This window comes from Pedobacter gandavensis, assembly GCF_032678745.1.
GTDB lineage: Bacteria > Bacteroidota > Bacteroidia > Sphingobacteriales > Sphingobacteriaceae > Pedobacter > Pedobacter gandavensis_C.
Genome location: NZ_JAVTST010000001.1, coordinates 229,204 through 248,252 on the forward strand (window position 1 = coordinate 229,204; position 19,049 = coordinate 248,252).

Here is a 19,049-nt window from a genome sequence, read left to right on the forward strand (position 1 = left end):
TTTAATTAAATAAACGGCTTATTTGCTCCTCATATCTGCCTGCCTGCTGTTCGCATATTCTGTAGGAGACATTCCGAATTGTTTGGAGAAGATCCTTCCAAAATGAGTTTGTGAACTATAGCCCACCAGCTCTGAAATCTCATAGATTTTCAGTAAACCCTGGCTCAGCAATTCTGCTGCCCGTTTTAACCGGGAAATATTAATCAGCTCATTAGGAGTTAGATTGGAGATAGATTTGATCTTACGGTACAAAGTAGGCCTGCTCATATTCATATTGTCGGCAAGGTGTTCTACATCCAGGTCCTGATTGCTAATGTTCTTATCTATAATCGCTTGTATCTTTTCAAGAAACTGCTCGTCTGCTTTGGAATAGGCAATACTCTTTAGGTGAAGTAGGGGAGAACTGGAAAAATAAGCCTTAATCTTGTTTCTGTTTGCGATTAAACTGGAAGCCTGAACCTGTAAAAACTCCGGCGAAAATGGTTTTTCCAGATATACATCTGCACCAAGTTCTAGCCCTTCGATTTTAGATTGCATCGTGTTCTTCGCTGTAAGCAAAATCACAGGGATATGGCTAAACTCGACACTGGTTTTTATCCTTTTACAGAACTCAAAACCATCCATTTCCGGCATCATCACATCGCTGATCACCAGGTGTACAATTTCCTGTTCCAAAATAGCTAAGCCATCCAGTCCATGTTTGGCCACCAATACCTGGAACTTCTCGCTCAGATCATCTGAGATGAAATCCAGAATCTCTTCATTATCATCCACTAATAGTACCACTGGCTTCGCATCCTGATCAAATTCTAATGCTGATCCAAAGTTATCTTTTTCCATTTTCCCTTTAAATTAAAGCCCATACTTTGCTGAATGGGAAGTTTGACTACAAATATATTATAAGCACCTTCGCTGACCTGTAAATACAGCTTACCGTTATGAAGTTCGGCTAATGCCTGCGAAATAGAAAGTCCAATCCCTGTTCCCTGTTTCATTTCACTCTCTTTTGCCCTGTAGAAAGGCTCAAAGATCTTCTCATTCAGCTCCGGAGCAATCTTCTGACCATCGCTCTTGATCTCTATGCTAAACTCGTCCTGAGCCTCATTTACTGTTAACAATACTTTGATCTCCGATAAGCCATATTTGATGGCATTATCGATGAGGTTGCTCAGTATTTTATATAAAGCCTCCAGATCTACATAGGCATGGACGGCCTCCCTGGGAAGCTCAGTCTCATAAACCATATTTTTATGCTCAGCAGCAAATTGAAACTGGAGTGCCACATCCTCGAGTAATTGGGAGATGTTTGCGCTGACGAAATTCAAAGAAAAACCAGACACTTCCGTCTTTCTGAAATCCAGCAGCTGATTGGTCAGGTCCAGGAGCCGATCCGTATTTCGGTTCATCGTATTTAGATTCTTCTCCATCAGCGGAACTTCCTTGGCCTGCTTAATCAGCTTCTCCATTGGTCCTTTGATTAAAGTCAGCGGAGTTCTGATTTCATGCGCTACATTGGTGAAGAACTCAATCTTAGCCTGATAGATTTCCTTCTCTTTTTCATGCTCAAAAAGCTCCATCAATCTTTTGCTTTTACGTTCCGTTCTTTGATGGTATTGCCAGATCAGGATCGCTAGAAAACCAATGAACAACAAGCCGTACAATATATAGGCAAAATTGGTTTTCCAGAAAGGAGGCAACACTGTTACGATCAGTTTTACATTGTCATGGCTCCATTCCTTGCTGCCGCTGATCATCGCTTTAGCCTCAAAAACATAGGTTCCTGGGGCCAGTTTCGTGAAATAAACCTTCCTGTTCGTCTTTAAATACTCCCAGTCGTTATATAAACCGGTCATTTTATAGGCATACTCAGTCATTTCCGGAGAAATGAAACTCAATGCCGCAAAGTCAATACTAAAAGAGGACTGGTCATGCTGTAAGGTAATCTCCTTGGTAAAGAGGATGGATTCATTCAGGATGGAATCTTCTTTTTGATCCTGAAGCCCTTTATTGTCAATTTTGAAGTCGGTTAAAAATACAGGAGCGGTAGCCTTAGTTGTACTCAATTGTGAAGGCTGAAAACTCACCATTCCTTTTACGCTGCCAAAAAACATTCGGCCATCCAGATCTTTAAACGAAGAATTGTAGTTAAACTGGTCGGTCAGCAAGCCATCTGCCCGGGTATAAACTTTTAGGGTGTTAAGGATCGGATTAAATCGGATCAAGCCACGGGTGCTGCTGATCCACAAGTTCTGCTGCTGATCTTCCTGCATCCGGAAAATAAAGTTACTCGGAAATCCATCCTTTACCGTATAAGATTTGAAAGCAGTTTGACTACTGTTGAGTAGCGATAACCCGCCGCCATCAGTTGCCACCCAGAGGTTCTTCCTGCTATCTTCGAAAATGCCGTTTACCGTGTTACTCGCTAAACTAGCTCTGTTTTTAGCTTCATGTCTGAAATTCTGATAACCTTTTACACCGGGCTTAAAACAAAAAAGACCCTCGCTATAAGTTCCCGCCCAGATCCGACCTTTACTATCTTCCAATATGTTATTGAAAAATAAAAGAGGTAAACCCGGAATGGCTTCAAAATCATCCTTTTTACGTTCGTATTTGTACAGCCCTACAGTAGTGGCCACAAGCACATCCCCGGACTTGGTTTTATAAAGGTGTAAGCTGAAATTAGACCTTAGTGCATTGCCAACACCCGCCTGATAATGCTTGATAATCCTGCCACTTTGGATGTCCATCAGGTCTATTCCATGTTCAAAAGTGCTGATCCAAAGCTTGTTTCCGTCGGCCAGCAAGCCATGGATATTCGAGTGAGCAATACTGGATTTGCTGCCATCTGGAAAAAAGGAAGTAAAGCGACCTGTTTTAGGATCCAGCTTATTCAATCCTGCATCCTCTGTGCCGATCCAGAAATTGCCATTTTTATCTTTAGTGATTTCCCGGATGTCATTTCCGCTGATAGAATTCTGCTCTGGCTGGGGGAAATACTTGCTGAAAACAGAAGATTTTGGGGAGTAATAATTGATGCCACCAAAATAAGTACCCATCCAGATGCCACCTTCCTTATCTTTACAAAGGGTGTAAATGGCATTATCCGATAGGGAATATGGGTTGCCCAGTTGCTTTTGTAAATGAGTAATCTTTCCGCTCTCCAGATGGTAACTGTACAAACCGGACTCTGTTCCAATCCAAAATTCATGGTCATTTAAAGCCTGAATATCCCTTACATAAATATGAGTTTTGTCTTTATTCTGTATTATCAGGTCCTTTAATACCTTGGTTTTTAAGTTGAATAACTTCAAACCTTCATTACTGGTTCCTATAATCAGCTGTTGATCCGGACTTTCTGCCATGGCGCAAATTCGGCCAAAAGAACTACTGCCTTCTTTAGTCAGGCGGTATTTGGTTTCAAAAGCCCGGCTATTCTTGTTGTAAAGCGCTAGGTCGGCCTGCGGACTACTGATCAGCATTTGTCCATTCGGGCGACAATATAGATGGGTTGCGCTAAATGAATCTTCCATCTTTACCTCTTGAAAGAGCTTCTTTAAGGGTTGATAAGTATATACTTTTTCTCCGGAAAGGATCCATAGCGTCCCTTCATGGTCTACCTGTAGCACCGAAATACCCATCTTTAGACTTTCTTTAATTGGGCTGAATGTTTCTTTCTGCGGATGGTATTTATAAACGCCCTGATCTGTGCCCAGCCATAAACCTCCGGATGGATCACTTACCAAAGCATGAACTTTATCATTTCCCAGGCTCTCCGGATCAGCAGGGTCATGGCGGTAAGTTTTAAAAGAATAACCGTCAAATCGGTTTAAACCGTCTTTAGTCCCAAACCACATCAATCCATCCCGGTCCTGGACATTGGAAAAAACACTGTTGTTGGAGAGTCCGTTCTCCACCTGATAATGCTTGAAGTAATAAGGTTGTGCATACCCCATTTTTGCGGTAAGCAGTAAAAATACGAGTAATATGGTTCTCAATTTGGTTTGGCTGGTTGTTTCAAATATATTAAAGATATCATCGCTTTTCGCCTGGAATGTAGATTGACACTATTTGTGGAGATTTTGAGACAAACGAGTAGTAGCACATCAGCCTAAATCAGCAATATTTGAGTAATACTCAGCAAATACGGAGCTGAATTCCCGAACCACCTTTAAAAAAACCAAATAATGAACAGACATTTAAAATATACGATGTGCCATCTGCTGCTCGCCGGGTTTGCCCTTAATATGCTTTCCTGCAGGGATATGCCAGGGAAAAATGCAGAAGAGCAAACTTCTGAGAATGTCTCAGCGATATCTGAAAGCGCTTTTGAGAAAACGGTAGATGGTAAAGAAGTAAAGCTTTTTAGCCTTCAGAATAAAAACGGTGCAAAAGCCTTGATCAGTAATTATGGCGGTCGATTGGTAGCTCTCTTGGTACCTGATAAAAACAATAAACTCCAGGATGTGGTCGCAGGATTCAGTACGCTGGAAGGTTATCAGCAATCTACAGAACCTTATTTTGGCGCTACAATCGGCAGGTATGGCAACAGAATTGCCAAAGGTAAGTTTACGCTGGATGGTAAAAACTACCAGTTGTTTACCAATAACGGAGTAAATACCTTACATGGTGGTAAGAAAGGATTTCAGGATGTAGTATGGGAGGCCAAACAGCTAGATCCCCAAACTTTGGAACTGAGCTATTTGTCGAAAGACATGGAAGAAGGTTTTCCTGGGAACCTAAAAGTTAAAGTTCTTTATACGCTGAGCAATGATCAGGAATTGAAAATTAGCTATGAAGCCACAACAGATAAAAATACGGTTGTCAATTTAACCAACCACGCATTTTTTAACCTCAATGGGGAGCAAAGCGGATCAATCCTGAATCACCTCCTGAAAATTAATGCAGATAAATATACGCCTGTGGATACTACACTCATTCCTCTTGGGAACTTAGCTGAGGTAAAAGGAACAGCTTTCGACTTTACAACCGAAAAAACCATTGGCAAAGACATTGAAACAAAAGATGAACAGCTTAAAAATGGAAAGGGTTATGACCATAATTATGTACTGAATAGTCATACAGCAAATCAGCCTGTGGCCCTGGTTACCGGAGATAAAAGCGGTATTGTGATGAGTGTTTACACGGATCAGCCAGGATTACAGTTTTATAGCGGCAATTTTATGTTAGGAAAAAACACCATGAAAGGCAATCATAAAGACGATTTCAGAACCGCTTTTGCCTTAGAAACGCAGCATTTCCCAGACAGCCCAAATCAACCAGCTTTTCCTTCAACACTATTGAAACCGGGGGAGCTTTACAAATCTACTTCCGTTTATAAATTTACAACGCTTTAATCATCCCTCTCGTTTTATCCTCTCCCCCAAAAAAGAAGGCACCGGGTAAACCCGGTGCCCGACGAAGATAAGATAACTAATTTATCTTATATCAAACCTGTCCTGGTTCATCACTTTATTCCATGCCGTTACAAAGTCGGTCACGAATTTACCCTGAGCATCTGCACTTCCATAGACTTCAGCAACCGCCCTTAATTCTGAATTAGAACCAAACACGAGATCCGCACGAGTAGCAGTCCATTTTAACTGCTGCGTATTGCGGTCGCGTCCTTCGTAGATCTCTTTTTCATCAGAGGTAGACTGCCACACTGTATTCATATCCAGTAAATTAACAAAGAAATCGTTGCTAAGCTGACCCGGGTTAGCGGTAAATACCCCATGTTTCGAACCATCAAAGTTAGCGTTCAATGCGCGCATACCGCCCAATAATACAGTTAACTGAGGTACGGTAAGCGTCAGTAAATTAGCTTTATCGATCAGTAGTTCTTCTGTGGATACTGGTATTTTTGAGTTTCGGTAGCTGCGGAAACCATCTGCAAGAGGCTCCAGGTAACCAAATGAATCTACATCAGTCTGCTCTTGTGAAGCATCCATACGACCCGCTGCAAAAGGAACCCTAACCGGATGACCAGCATCTTTTGCCGCTTTTTCAAGACCTGCACAACCAGCCAATACGATTAAATCAGCAAGAGAGATTTTCTTGCCCCCAGATTGAGCAGCATTGAACTCTTTCTGGATGTTTTCCAGCACATTCAATACTTTTTTCAATTGTGGAGGGTTATTCACTTCCCAGTCCTTTTGTGGAGCAAGGCGAATGCGTGCGCCATTGGCGCCACCACGTTTGTCTGTACCACGGAAAGTAGAAGCGGAAGCCCAGGCAGTAGAAATCAACTCAGATACGCTTAAACCTGATCCAAAGATTTTAGTTTTTAAAGCAGAGACATCACTTTCATTCACCAATGCATGGTCTAATGCAGGGATAGGATCTTGCCATAGCAATTCTTCCTGTGGTACTTCAGGACCCAGATAGCGCTCAATTGGCCCCATATCACGGTGCGTCAATTTATACCAGGCACGGGCGAAAGCATCTGCAAACTCATCCGGATTTTCGAAGAAGTGTCTGGATATTTTCTCATATACCGGATCAAACCTTAAGGCCAGATCGGTAGTTAACATCGTAGGTAAGTGTTTTTTTGAAGGATCAAATGCATCTGGAATCGTCGGTTCTGCCGCTCTTGCCACCCATTGGTGCGCGCCTGCAGGACTAGTCGTCAATTCCCATTCGAAACCAAATAAGTTTTCAAAGAAGTTGTTGCTCCATTGGGTTGGTGTGGTCGTCCAGATCACTTCCAGTCCGCTGGTAATCGCATCCGGACCTTTGCCCGAACGGTAGCTGTTGCTCCAGCCTAAGCCCTGCATTTCCAGGTCTACCGCTTCCGGCTCATTGCCCACATGATCAGCAGATGCCGCGCCATGTGTTTTACCAAAGCTATGGCCACCAGCAATTAAAGCCACGGTTTCATAATCATCCATGGCCATCCGGCCAAAAGTATCGCGAATGTCTTTGGCAGAAGCCACAGGATTCGGATCACCATCAGGACCTTCCGGATTTACATATATTAAGCCCATTTGCACTGCGGCAAGGGGTTTTTCTAATTTACGGCTATGGGTAGTTTCGCCATCATCATCGGTTACCACTACACCATGGTCTTTATCTACGCCAGAGGAGCCTTGCGCATAACGCAGGTCGCCACCCAGCCATTTGTCTTCAGCACCCCAATAAACGGATTCATCCGGTTCCCAAAGGTCTTCACGGCCACCGGCATATCCAAAGGTTTTAAAGCCCATAGATTCTAAGGCCACATTTCCGCTAAGGATCATTAAGTCCGCCCAGGAGATCTTACGGCCATATTTTTGCTTAATTGGCCAAAGCAATCTGCGAGCCTTATCCAGACTCACATTGTCAGGCCAACTGTTTAAGGGTGCAAAGCGCTGTAAAGCTGCACCTGCACCGCCACGTCCATCACCTACACGGTAGGTTCCGGCACTGTGCCATGCCATACGTATAAACAAGCCACCATAATGCCCGAAATCGGCTGGCCACCAGTCCTGAGAATCAGTCATCAGGGCATTTAAATCTTTTTTTACAGCTTCCAGATCCAGGCTGTTAAACGCTTCGGCATAATTAAAATCTTCCTCCATAGGATTGGATAGAGAAGAGTGTTGGCGCAGAATGCTCAGCTTTAATTGGTTAGGCCACCAATCATGGTTTCGTGTGCCGCCACCGCCAACATTGTGTTTCATGCTGCCATTATGAAAGGGGCATTTACTGATGTCATTTGATTCACTTTCCATACTTTAAATTTTACAGGTTGAATAGTTGCTTTTCCTCGCTGATCCTTAAGCAATATAAAATTAGGAGAATAAATGAAATTGTCATCATCAAATGATTATAAATTAGCTTCTTAAATCAGATTTTGATCAAGTCCAGAACCATTGACAACAGTAAAGAATAGGTTAGTAGGTAGAATGTGATGCGAAGTATTTCAAATTAAAATCATGCGTTTAGAACTGTTAGTTTTTTCAGCTTTTGAAACAGGTCATTAGGGTCGAATGGTTTGGATAGGCAATCGTTCATTCCAGATTGCTTTACCTTCATGGCTACACTGTTATTGACATCTGCGGTTAAGGCAATAATAGGCACATTCGCTTTGCGGGGATCAGTCAATTCACGAATCGCTGCCGCCGCCAGATAGCCATCCATTTCAGGCATATACAGATCCATTAAGACAATGTCGAACTCTTGCTGTACCACTTTCTGGACTGCAATTTTCCCATTTTCCGCAACCACTGGATGAATGTTCCACTGCTCCAGGGTCTTTTTAATCACCAGGATATTGATCGGATTATCTTCAGCAACGAGGACCTTCAAATGAGCCAGCTCTTTCCCGTTATTAGTCAGTTGATCTGTGTTATCAGGATCGGAAGCCTGGTAGTTGAAAGAGATCTCAAAAGAAAATTTGGTCCCTACATCTGGCGTGCTTTCCATTTTTATCGTGCTGTTGTGCATGGTCAACACCTTTTTAACAATAGGAAGACCAAGGCCTGTGCCACCATAATTTCTATTGGTACTGCTGGAAGCCTGAATGAAAGGTTCGAAGATTTGCTGTTGTTTATGCGCTTCAATCCCAATACCCGTATCGGCAATCATAAAGAGCAGTACGATGTGCTGCTCGCTGAGCTTGCTGGTTTTCACTTCCATACTTACTGATCCGTTTTCCGTGAATTTAATGGCATTATTCAATAAGTTTAGCAAAACCTGGGTCAGACGGGTCGGATCACCAATCAGCATTTTATCCTTTAGATCTTCGCTGATCGAAAGATTTAAATCCAGCATCTTTTCCCGGGCTTTCAATTTGATGCTGGAATAGTTGTTCTTCAACAGCACGTTCATATCAAAAGGAATACATTCCAGTTCCGCTTTATTAGAGTCGAACTTGTTGAAATCCAGCACATCGTTGATCAGTAGCAATAAGTTTTCTGCGGAGAATTTAAGTACGCCCAGGTTTTCTGCCTGGTCTTTACGTGGGTTTTGCAGTAACAAGGCGTTTGAAATTCCAATCACCCCGTTTAATGGCGTACGTAACTCATGCGACATGGTGGATAGGAAATCCATTCTGGCATTGGATGTAATTTGGAGGTCTTCCAGTGTTGTCTTTAGCTTTTCATTGAGTTCATTTAATTCATTTTTTGTGGCCGTCAAATTCACAATGTTATTATTAAACACCTTGAAAAAGTAATGGTGCATATAGATGATCCAAAGAAAATTATAAGCGATCACAAAAAGATAAGTCAGCAGGCTCACCGTATATGGACCGGCACCCAGGTAGAAATAATTCTGGTGATCACCCGCCGTAAGGACCAATACCGGCAACACATTAATTGCCGAATAAAACCATCCCCATTTTAAGCCATGCATGTAAAATCCCAATGCACAGGCAAACCAGATCAATTGCAGCGTCTCTACGTTTACCCCATGCACATAAAATGAGACATTGCTCCATACGGCCAGTGTAAGACTACAAAGAACGATGTGAGAGGCCGTTTTCCAGATCTTAAAATGATAAATAGCGGCGAGTAGGATCAGACAATTCACGAAAACAATACTTACCCGAATCAGGTGTGGCGCTGCTCCACCATAAATGTAGGCAATGATTAAGATCGCGGTATAGGGGATGTACAGAATCAGGATGTACAACAGTAATTTAATTCGGGCCTGATCGATTGTATCTGATTCAAATGAAGCGATATGGTTGACGAATTTTTTTAGAGGGCTGTATAAATGAATCATGGGAAGCTTTAATAGCTAAAGTTACACAATTCAATGAATTGGGAGAACTGGATTTTTTTGAACAAGAAAAAAGGCCTTGATCAAATTGATCAAGACCCTTTTCAGATAAGAGGAAAATTTAAAAACCTTTAATCGTTCTGATCAGGTAATCTTTAGTAGATCCATCAGCTGCTTTTACCTGATACACATGATCTTTTGAAAAGCTTCCCGAACTTCCCAGTTTCGGTGCATCCGCTAAAGGAACAACCGTACTGACATCAGAAACCGTCACGTAAACCCATAATTTATTCAATTGATCGGTTTGGATCAGCTTGTCAAAGGTGCTATAAAGCATTGCTTTAGTGACAGAGCCCGTCGGACCAGCTTTCAATACAGAATTCACATCATATGATATCGTGGTTTTAAATCCATCCATCCCGTTCTCATTCAGCTTAACGGTGTTTTTCTTAAACAGAACTTCACATACCCGATCTTTTAGAATCTCTTGTTTATCAGTTCCTTTTTGAATGGTATCCGTATATAAAAACCGGTAGGTATAATCAACGGAAGTCATCGCTTTTTGATTTGAATTTTCCAAATCTTCCATTCCTGCTTTTAAACAACCTGTCAGTGAAAAGATCATTCCAAGTGCCAATACACTAAACAGTGGTTTTATTATTTTTGTCATTGCTATTTGAATTATTGTAAGAATTAATCCCAACCTGGGTTCTGTTTAAGGCCTGATTTTAAACGAAATGCTTCGTTGATTGGTAAGAGGTAACGCTTAGGAGTAAACCTGGCTTCACCAGCCGAATTGTTGTCCTGGAAAAAGGTATACGTCTTTCCATCTCTGGAAATCCTGATGCCCCGAAGTGATCCTTGTAAATCCGGAATCACATAACCGCTACTTGCATATTCTCCATTCTTTACACCTCCGGAAGTTCTCATTCCCCAGCGTAAAAGAGACCAGTAACTGTCATTGTTTTCATAAACCATCTCCACATTTCTCTCTCTTTTATAGGCTTCAAACAAAGAACTACCCCAGGTATTTCCTGTTAGCGGAGCTAAATAACTCGTCACCTGACTTTCATCAAAGCCGGCATGTTTCACCATGGTTGGCGTCATGAAGGTCTTGGCATTTGCAAAATCACCTTTCATCAGGTAAGCTTCCGCCATATTCAGATAAGCCTCACCAAACCTTAAAACTGAAAAGGAATAATCTAATTTCTGATCGCCAGGATTTGGTAAACTGATGATCTGATCGTATTGATATTTGATCATCGCATAACCTGTAGAAGAGTTATAGTTCTCTGAATTTCCGGCTTTATAGCCATATTCTTCTACTGAACCTTCATTGATTTTACTGTTGGAATTACTCACATTTCCGTCTCTTCTAAAGAATACACGGGCTTGATTGTTGAAGTACATACAGCTATCGTATAATACGGTAGAGTAAAATCTAAGGTCTCTCTTTTTGGTGCTGCTGAAATACATCTTTTCATCAACATTTCTACCAGTATTGACATAGGAAGCCTCGTCCCATGGCTTAATACTGCCATTCACATCTTTCACCAGATAGTCGTCTACCAGATCCTGAGTAGGCCAGGAGCCGCCATCCATTCCCCAGAAATTCATCGTTACATTGATTGGGAAATGAAGTTTTGCATAGGCTGAGAAATTACCATTTGCCCATAATCCCTGATACTGTATCGGGGTATCATATAGCGAACTGTTAATCTTTGAACGCTCTCTGGATAGGATAATTTCTGGTGCTGCAATAGCCGTTTCATAGGCTCTGAACATATTCTCGTAGGGGCTAAGTTGTGAGCCCCCTGCATTCAGCCCTAATGCCGTTCCGGCAGCAATAGTTTTATCGTAATAAATGCTATTTGTTGCTCCGCCATCTACATAAGATGCTGCTTGTATGCCCACCCTCATCAAGAGTGCATAAGCCGCCGCAGAAGAGGCTCTTCCTCTTTCAACAGTTGGGGGAAGCGACTGACTGGCGGCATCCAGATCAGCAATGATAAAATCGTAAGTCTCCTTGATCGATTTCCTTGGGATTTGAAGGTCCTCCGTTGGACTAAGTTCACGATCAATAATCTGCAAACCACCATACAGCTTTGCATAGATAAAATAATGGGCAGCCCTCAAAAAGTGTAGCTCTGCCAGTGATCGTTTTTTATACTCCGCAGAGAACTTAGTACTCTCCTGAATATTTCTCATGGCAGTATGTATTCTCCAAAGTAGGTTGTAGTTTAACCAACCATAATCATCATTTTTAGTCATCAATTCCGCGCGGTCTTTCGACCAGAACGCCCCATTTAAAGTCCCCGTCATGGCATTTTTTGTGGAACTCTCCGAACGTGCAGAATTTGGACTTGCATAGGCGGCTAACCAGGAGTCACTGGTCAATATATCCGCATAGATCTGGTAAATAAATGCAGTAGTTAAATTCTCACTACTCCAGGTTTGTTCGCCAGTAATCTTGTCGTAGGGCTTTGTATCTAAGAACTTTTTACAAGAGGATAGGCAAATAGACAATAGGCCCAGCACCCATATTAGTTTATATTTTTTCATTTTCATATCATTTAGAAACCCAATTGAAAACCTGCAGAATAAGTCTTCATCATCGGATAAGAATAACCTTCAAAGTTGTTTGATTCAGGATCACCATATTTTACAGAAGGACCAGTGGCGAAAAGATTCAGGCCGGAAGCAAAAACCGTAAGGTTGCGCAACCAATTCTGCTGACTTAACATGGCATGCTTGAAGTCGTAGGACAGCGTCACTGATTTTAAGCGGACATAATTCGACTTACGTGCCCAGAAATCCGAGCTTGCATAATTGTTATTGTCATTTAAGGTAAGGTTCCCAGGTCTTGGTAAAGTGGCATTTGGATTATCTGTAGACCAGGCATCGGTCTGGAACACAAAATCTAACCTTCTTTCGCCTTCAGAACCCATCGCAACATTACTCATATAAGTTTGTCTTGGACCTGTTCCCTGAATTGTAGCCATAATAGAAGCGCCTTTGTAACTTGCGCCAAGGTCAAATCCAAAGACAAAAGTTGGCGTGGTATTGTGCCCGTATCTCATCTGATCCTGACCATCTATTTTTCCGTCATTATTCACATCCTGATATTGTAAATCACCAGGTCTAAGGTCTCTTGAAGTAAGGCGCTTAGGGTTGTTCAGAATGTCCATCGGATTGGTGTAGAATTTAGCACCCACATAACCGGTACCCACAAAAAACTTCTCATTTCCTTGTTTACGAAGACGAGGATTGGCCAGGGTAAGGCTATCTTCATTCGTTTTAAAAGCAAGAGATCTATAATAGGTAAAGTTAAATCCGGCAGTAAAATTCACCTGACCAATTTTAGTGTTATACTTTAAGGCACCATCAAAACCTTCTATTCGATCTTCAGCTTCCGATACCACCAATGGTAACTCGTATCCGATTGGATCTGTATAACGGAATTTATCAGCAGATAAAAACCCTTTGGTCTTTTCGAAGAAATAATCTACGGTACCCTCCAGTCGATTGCCAAAGAGGAAGAAATCTAGCCCGATGTCGTATTTGGTCTGATCATACCAGGTCATGTTTAAACTTGGTGTTGGTCCCGGGGTAACACTATTTTGTAGCTTTCCATCCACTACATAGGCATTGGAATTGTAATTATAAGTAGGCAAATAAGCATAGATCGAGTGTTCTATATCGTTTACCCCAATCTGTCCATAGGAAGCCCTAAGTTTCAGGTAATTCAATATATTTCCACTCTTGATGCCCTGGAAAAATTTTTCCTCAGAAATCGCATATCCTGCGGATACAGAAGGGAAGAAGCCCCATCTTTTGCCCTCAGGGAAGTTATCCGATCCATCATAACGCCCGGCAAATTCTAACATATATTTGCGGTCATAATCATAATGGAAACGCCCTACATAACCCATCCAGGCCTGCATTCCCTCGTTATTCCATCCCGTAACGGTACTCGCATCACCTTTTTGAATCTGGTGGATTTCTGTGGTATTAAAACCTCTGGATCCCGAGGATAAAGAGTCACTGTAAAAATGTTGTCTGGTATGTACTAACGTCGCTTCGATATTGTGTTTGCCAAGGATTGTTTTTTTGTAATCTGCCCTAACATTTACATCATATTGGTTGGTCATGAAAGAGGAGCGGCCAACGCTAATGTTGGAAGGATCTTCTTTGGTTGGATTCCCCGCCTCATCGTAAAAGGTGGCGGTTTGCGTCCAGTCTGCACGGTTCTGCGACTGCACATTATAGTTTCCGCTAAGCCCAAAACTCAAGCCTTCTACTCCAGGAACCACCCAGTTTAATGATCCTGCTACCTGGTTATAAACCGTTCTGATTTTAACATATCCCGGACTCATCAATTGCAGCGCCGGATTGTCAAATTGGTTGGAAATCTGACCATTTGAAGTAAATGGTTTCTCAAAAGGATTCCGATCTCTAATGCGGGAATAAATGGTGTAAGCACTAGCAGGTGGGTATTTTTCATCTGTTTGCGTACCATTTACATTCAGCTCCAACGTTAGTCCGATTTTATCAAAATGACTGCTCACATTGGATCTGTAGTTATATCGGTTGTAGTTTAGAGACTTGAATTTCATAATTCCTTCCTGTCCTAATGCATTTAAGCTCCCGAAAAACTTTAAGCGATCCGTACCGCCATTTACCGAAACGGTATGCTCTTGTTGCGGGGCATATTTGCGTAGCAACTCATCTTCCCAATTGGTGTAATTCGATAAATTCTGACTGATCTCCTGCATTTCTGCTGGCGATTTGAAAGCATTTACCCCTTGTCCCAATGCCTGAAAAAGGTTGTTTACGGAAGTAGCATATTCAAAAGCATTCATGCGTTTTGGCGCGTAAGAAGGGGTGTTGAAGGCGAAATTGCCCTGGTAATCAAAAGCCAATTGGCCGGATTCGCCTTTTTTAGTCGTGATCACCACTACACCATTACCGGCGTTCATTCCATATACCGCTGTAGAAGCGGCATCTTTCAGCACAGAAAGCGTTTTGATATCGATCTTGTTTAAGGTTAGAAAACGCTCGCGACTAGATACAAAACCATCGATAATGTACAAGGGTTCTCCGTTTCCACGAATGGAAATACTGGCCCCATTTTGTCCGGGCTCAGCCGAGCCTTGCTGCACAATAACACCGGGAACTCTACCTTGTAAGGCCGAACCCATGTCTCCAAAAGGTAAGTCTTTTAGAGCTTTAGGATTAAGCGTTGCAACCGAAGTAGTGTTTTTTCTGATACTCGTGGTACCAAATCCAACCACCATTACCTCTTCAAGTCCCTTCGCATCGGCATCCAGGGTAATTTGTAAGTTCGATTCCTGTCTTGAAACCCTATACTCTTTATTGATATGCGTGATATGACCAATCCGTAAAACGGTATTTATGGGCACTTCAATAGAAAACTTACCGTTTTCATCAGTGATGGTACCTTTTTTAGGATTTTTCTTGTCCACAATACTCGCCCCCGGAAGTGGCTTTTTATCACTATCGTATACCGTTCCTTTTACGCTTACGATCGTATCGGCTACAAGATTGTTGTGTATGGAATAACCCCTCAATGGTAGATGTAGGGTACTCACATTTCCTGGGCGTTTGCCTGCAAATGCTTTTGTGGCAGGTAAAGCGGCTAATAACATCGGAAAAACAATCATTAGACCTAAGCCAGTATTGGTTTGATGAAAACCAGCAAACCATCCATTAGATTTTCTGTTTATTTTCATTGCTCTGCTTGAATTTGGTAATTAGAATTGCACAATAGTGGCGAGGACGGGAGTCCCATTTTCAGGTAGTTTTTTCTTTTCATACGTTGGTTTGGTTGTTGGTTGATTTGGTGTCCATGAAGCAGCATTGCTGAGGTTCATGTTGGCTGTGCATGCTGAAAAATCTTATCGACGATTGGGGGAGGTTAAGCTTTTTTATATCTGTTGATCAGGCAGAGTTGTGGTGTTTTATACCCGGGCCTAACCAATATTCCCTAGCTACTAAAGATTATCAATTTATACAGTTTGTTGACTATGAGTAAATATAGAGGGCGTGTTTAGGCAATTCTAAAAGTTAAAATGCAAATGCTAAAACTATCTTACCCTGATGTATCTATTTGGAGGCGAAATGTTTAGTTTCGCTTTTTTTTCTATTGTAAATTTTCAAATGAAACCAGAATTAATAGATGTTAACCACATGGGGGTCAAGACTTTAAAAGTTAAGAGGTTGGAGACGAATAGCCTGATTGCCTCTTTTCATTTTCATGAATTGTGTGAGTTGGTTTGGATAGAAAAGAGCTATGGGAAACGGATTGTGGGCGACCATATTGGTAATTTCGAAGACAACGACCTTGTTTTAATGGGGCCGGATCTGCCTCATATCTGGCAGAGTGATCAGAACTTCCTGGCCGAAAAAACCAATAAAGTGAAATCAACGGTTGTCTATTTCCCATCCGACTTTTTATTGGGATTAAGTGATGATCAAAACACCATAAATCAGATACAGGAGCTGATCCGAAAAGCAGGTAGGGGATTGCGATTTTATGGGAAAACAAATCAGGAAGTCACCAAAATCCTGACGAAGTTACCTCAAAAAAAGGGGGTGAATAAGATCATTGCTTTTCTTCAGGCCATTGAGATCTTATCATTATCAAATGAATATGAGTACCTGGCAAGTGTCACCTTCAAAAATCCCTATGATGAAAAAGATACCAATAGGATCAATAAGGTTTATCAGTATTTAATGGAGAATTTTCAACGCGATATCAACCTTAAAGAAGTGGCTGATCTGTGCAACCTGACCACAAATTCCTTCTGCAGGTTTTTTAAGGATAGAGCCCAAAAATCATTGACGCAGTTTGTCAATGAGATCCGGATTGGCCATGCCTGTAAACTGTTGCAAAATGCAGAACTTTCGATCTCAGAGGTATGTTATGCCAGCGGATACAATAACCTGACTAACTATAATAAGTTCTTCAAGCAAATTACAGGAATGACGCCTTCAGAATACCGTGGGAATTTAAACAACAGTTTTAAAGGGAATGAACTCTAGTTTTGAAGAGCGGCAGCCAATAAGCCGCCGCTCTATTCATCTATTTTGTTAGAAAATCAAGCTCTGCAATAGCTAATGAGGTTTTGTTACCCGCAATAACAGTTGCCTGAATCTGTACATATCTGGCAGTGATCGCTGATTTAAAGTAATGTGTTCTTGCAGTTGGATCATTGATCAGGTTGCCAAATTCAAATTGCGAAACTGTTTCCCAATTTTTGCCATCCTGACTGATCTGCAGCAATCCTTTTTCCATCATACCTCCTAAAAATCCTTTTGGAGGAGTATAAACGAAGGCCGTTAATTGATGTGTAGCCCCTAAATCAATAGCAATTTTTGCTTGCGTATCATCAGGTTTTGAAAGCCAGTAAGTCTGCGCTTTTGCATCAAAAGCCATAGTTGCTGTATTCTTCGGACCAGCTTCACTACTTGCATTCAACAGTTTCCAGGTGTTTTTCACCAAACCAAATGTTGCAGTGGCAATGCTACCCTTATCCTGATCAGCAAAAGCAACCGCTTTTACTTCCCCCTTGGTGATCACAATAGGAGCAGTGTATTTTTTTGAAGCTTTTGTAGGTTCAGTCCCATCGGTAGTATAATAGATCTGACTGCCTTTGCCCAGGTTCTCTGAAGCGTTTTGTCCGTGGGGCTTCCATCCAAACTCATGCTGACTTGCCGAAATGGTCAATAAACCATTCAGGTCTCTTTGCAATTGTAATTGTGGCGGTCTGGTGCGGTAATGATGCGCCTCAATTGTGGCGATGGCTGGGTTTGCTCTGGACGACAGTACTTTTAACCTGAATTTCGAAGCGGTAACATCTGGGAAACGTAAAATACGCTTGTAACCAATGTTTGTTGCAGTCGCAATTTGTTGCCATTTATTGTCCAGCCAGGCCTCCAGGATGTGTTCTTCTACACGTTCCCCATGACTGGCGATCGCTTCCTGTAAAACAATTCTGTTGATGGTAACCGGGGCAGGAGTGCTGATCTCAATGGTTTTTTGACCTCCATTTAACAACTGATAGGTTCCAATTTGCTGATCCAATACTTGCTTTGATCCTTTAGCATTGGCAAATAAGTTTTTACCATAAGTCTCATTGATACGTTTACCTACTTCTTCCAGTACTTTTACATCAGTTGCTGAAAATTTACCATCTCTGTTTGGTGGAATGTTGAGTAGGAACGTAGAATTACCGCCAACAGATCTTTCATATATATCAAAAACATCATCCGTGCTCCGTACTTTTTGCTTCTCATCGTCACGGTAAAACCAGCCCTCACGGATTGAAGTATTGGTTTCTGCCTGCTGATAATGTAAATAATTAGCCTTATATAATTCCGCCCTGCTGCCCAAAGTATCTAAGGTTAAATCAGGGAAGTTGCTGGCCGTATTTGGATTTTCCTGGTAAGGGATCACATTCCATTCTGTGCTTCTTGTAGCCCCAGCTTCATTGCCACACCAACGGATATCTTCCTTGCCAAAAATCACCGCCTTAGGTGCTAAAGTATGGATCAGCTTTTTCCAGGCAGCATAGTTATAAGTCTGCCCGCCTTTGGTTTTTGGATGTGCGCCATCAAACCAAACCTCATCCACCTGTCCGTATTCTGTCAATACTTCAAACAATTGGTTCAGGAAGTATTCATTATAATCATCAACTTCAAACTCGAACTTAGTTTTGTTGGCAAATGGTTTGCCAGTAACTTGGCGAGGAATTGTACGCTTGGTCACTTGGCTTAAATTACCGTATAAACCGGTAGGGCTTTCGATTTGGAACAAATCTGCCGGCGATAAATAAACGCCTAATTTCAGGCCGTATTTCTTGGCAGATGCAGACAATGCTTTTAATATATCACCCTGGCCGTTTTTGAAGCCGGTCGACATGATGCCATGTTTCGTATATCGGCTTTGCCAAAGCACAAATCCATCATGGTGCTTTACCGTCAGGATCACCATTTTCATTCCCGCAGATTTCATAGACTGACACCATTGGTCGGTATCCAGTTCTTTTAAATCGAAAATCTTTGGATCTTCCATGCCATTTCCCCATTCCATACGCGTAAACGTATTCGGTCCAAAATGAATAAAGGCAATGAATTCGTTTTGTAGCGCGCTCAGTTGGTTCTTGGTAGGAACCACATGTGCAGCCTTGGCAATAATGCTGGCCTTGCTGTCTGCTTTAAGAATGGGAATGGTGTTTTGAGCTTTAATAGCAGCAGTTTGAGCTGATGCATTTAAATAACAAGTTGCCATAAGGGCGACTATAACAAATGGTTTTTTCATTTAT

General features: G+C 41.9%; 10 protein-coding genes. 2 read left to right on the plus strand and 8 right to left on the minus strand.

What is annotated here, in order from left to right; genetic code table 11:
* Positions 1-18: 18 nt before the first annotated feature.
* Both R2S10_RS00900 and R2S10_RS00905 read right to left on the minus strand, forming a co-directional pair.
* Complete coding sequence (locus R2S10_RS00900; protein ID WP_316838539.1) at positions 19-840, minus strand: response regulator; 822 nt, start codon at positions 838-840, stop codon at positions 19-21.
* Positions 810-3,995 (minus strand): two-component regulator propeller domain-containing protein, encoded by a 3,186-nt coding sequence (locus tag R2S10_RS00905; protein ID WP_316838540.1) that lies wholly within the window; start codon positions 3,993-3,995, stop codon positions 810-812. Before R2S10_RS00905 ends, R2S10_RS00900 begins: the two co-directional genes overlap by 31 nt.
* 189 nt (positions 3,996-4,184) lie before the next feature.
* Here R2S10_RS00905 and R2S10_RS00910 point away from each other — a divergent pair, with 189 nt between their 5' ends.
* The gene (locus tag R2S10_RS00910) at positions 4,185-5,354 is read left to right on the plus strand and encodes an aldose epimerase family protein (RefSeq protein WP_316838541.1); all 1,170 of its coding nucleotides are present in this window, start codon (positions 4,185-4,187) and stop codon (positions 5,352-5,354) included.
* Positions 5,355-5,435: 81 nt separating this feature from the next.
* On the opposite strand, the gene katG is transcribed toward R2S10_RS00910, so the two are convergent.
* The 5 genes from katG to R2S10_RS00935 all read right to left on the minus strand — a co-directional run bounded on the left by katG (position 5,436) and on the right by R2S10_RS00935 (position 15,455).
* Positions 5,436-7,709 carry a catalase/peroxidase HPI gene (gene katG / locus R2S10_RS00915; protein ID WP_316838542.1) on the minus strand — a complete coding sequence of 758 codons (2,274 nt, stop codon included), beginning with the start codon at positions 7,707-7,709 and terminating at the stop codon, positions 5,436-5,438.
* Positions 7,710-7,911: 202 nt separating this feature from the next.
* On the minus strand, positions 7,912-9,705 hold the full coding sequence (locus R2S10_RS00920) for an ATP-binding protein (protein WP_316838543.1): 1,794 nt from the start codon (positions 9,703-9,705) through the stop codon (positions 7,912-7,914).
* A 118-nt stretch (positions 9,706-9,823) separates the two neighbouring features.
* A complete protein-coding gene (locus tag R2S10_RS00925) occupies positions 9,824-10,372 on the minus strand; it encodes a DUF5018-related domain-containing protein (RefSeq protein WP_316838544.1) in 549 nt (182 codons plus the stop codon).
* A 23-nt stretch (positions 10,373-10,395) separates the two neighbouring features.
* Positions 10,396-12,264 (minus strand): RagB/SusD family nutrient uptake outer membrane protein, encoded by a 1,869-nt coding sequence (locus R2S10_RS00930; protein ID WP_316838545.1) that lies wholly within the window; start codon positions 12,262-12,264, stop codon positions 10,396-10,398.
* Positions 12,265-12,275: 11 nt separating this feature from the next.
* A complete protein-coding gene (locus tag R2S10_RS00935) occupies positions 12,276-15,455 on the minus strand; it encodes a SusC/RagA family TonB-linked outer membrane protein (RefSeq protein WP_316838546.1) in 3,180 nt (1,059 codons plus the stop codon).
* A 427-nt stretch (positions 15,456-15,882) separates the two neighbouring features.
* On the opposite strand from R2S10_RS00935, the gene R2S10_RS00940 reads away from it, so the two are divergent.
* Positions 15,883-16,767, plus strand: coding sequence for an AraC family transcriptional regulator (locus R2S10_RS00940; protein WP_316838547.1), 885 nt, complete (start codon positions 15,883-15,885; stop codon positions 16,765-16,767).
* A gap of 40 nt (positions 16,768-16,807) precedes the next feature.
* Here the strand turns inward: R2S10_RS00940 and R2S10_RS00945 are convergent, their stop codons facing one another.
* Positions 16,808-19,045 carry an alpha-L-fucosidase gene (locus R2S10_RS00945; RefSeq protein WP_316838548.1) on the minus strand — a complete coding sequence of 746 codons (2,238 nt, stop codon included), beginning with the start codon at positions 19,043-19,045 and terminating at the stop codon, positions 16,808-16,810.
* Positions 19,046-19,049 lie beyond the last annotated feature (4 nt).

Bases quoted from the DNA above. Each gene is read 5' to 3' on its own strand.
- R2S10_RS00900 (WP_316838539.1), bottom strand. From the start codon at position 840: ATGGAAAAAGATAACTTTGGATCAGCATTAGAATTTGATCAGGATGCG.
- R2S10_RS00910 (WP_316838541.1), top strand. From the start codon at position 4,185: ATGAACAGACATTTAAAATATACGATGTGCCATCTGCTGCTCGCCGGG.
- katG (WP_316838542.1), bottom strand. From the start codon at position 7,709: ATGGAAAGTGAATCAAATGACATCAGTAAATGCCCCTTTCATAATGGC.
- R2S10_RS00920 (WP_316838543.1), bottom strand. From the start codon at position 9,705: ATGATTCATTTATACAGCCCTCTAAAAAAATTCGTCAACCATATCGCT.
- R2S10_RS00925 (WP_316838544.1), bottom strand. From the start codon at position 10,372: ATGACAAAAATAATAAAACCACTGTTTAGTGTATTGGCACTTGGAATG.
- R2S10_RS00930 (WP_316838545.1), bottom strand. From the start codon at position 12,264: ATGAAAAAATATAAACTAATATGGGTGCTGGGCCTATTGTCTATTTGC.
- R2S10_RS00935 (WP_316838546.1), bottom strand. From the start codon at position 15,455: ATGAAAATAAACAGAAAATCTAATGGATGGTTTGCTGGTTTTCATCAA.
- R2S10_RS00940 (WP_316838547.1), top strand. From the start codon at position 15,883: ATGAAACCAGAATTAATAGATGTTAACCACATGGGGGTCAAGACTTTA.
- R2S10_RS00945 (WP_316838548.1), bottom strand. From the start codon at position 19,045: ATGAAAAAACCATTTGTTATAGTCGCCCTTATGGCAACTTGTTATTTA.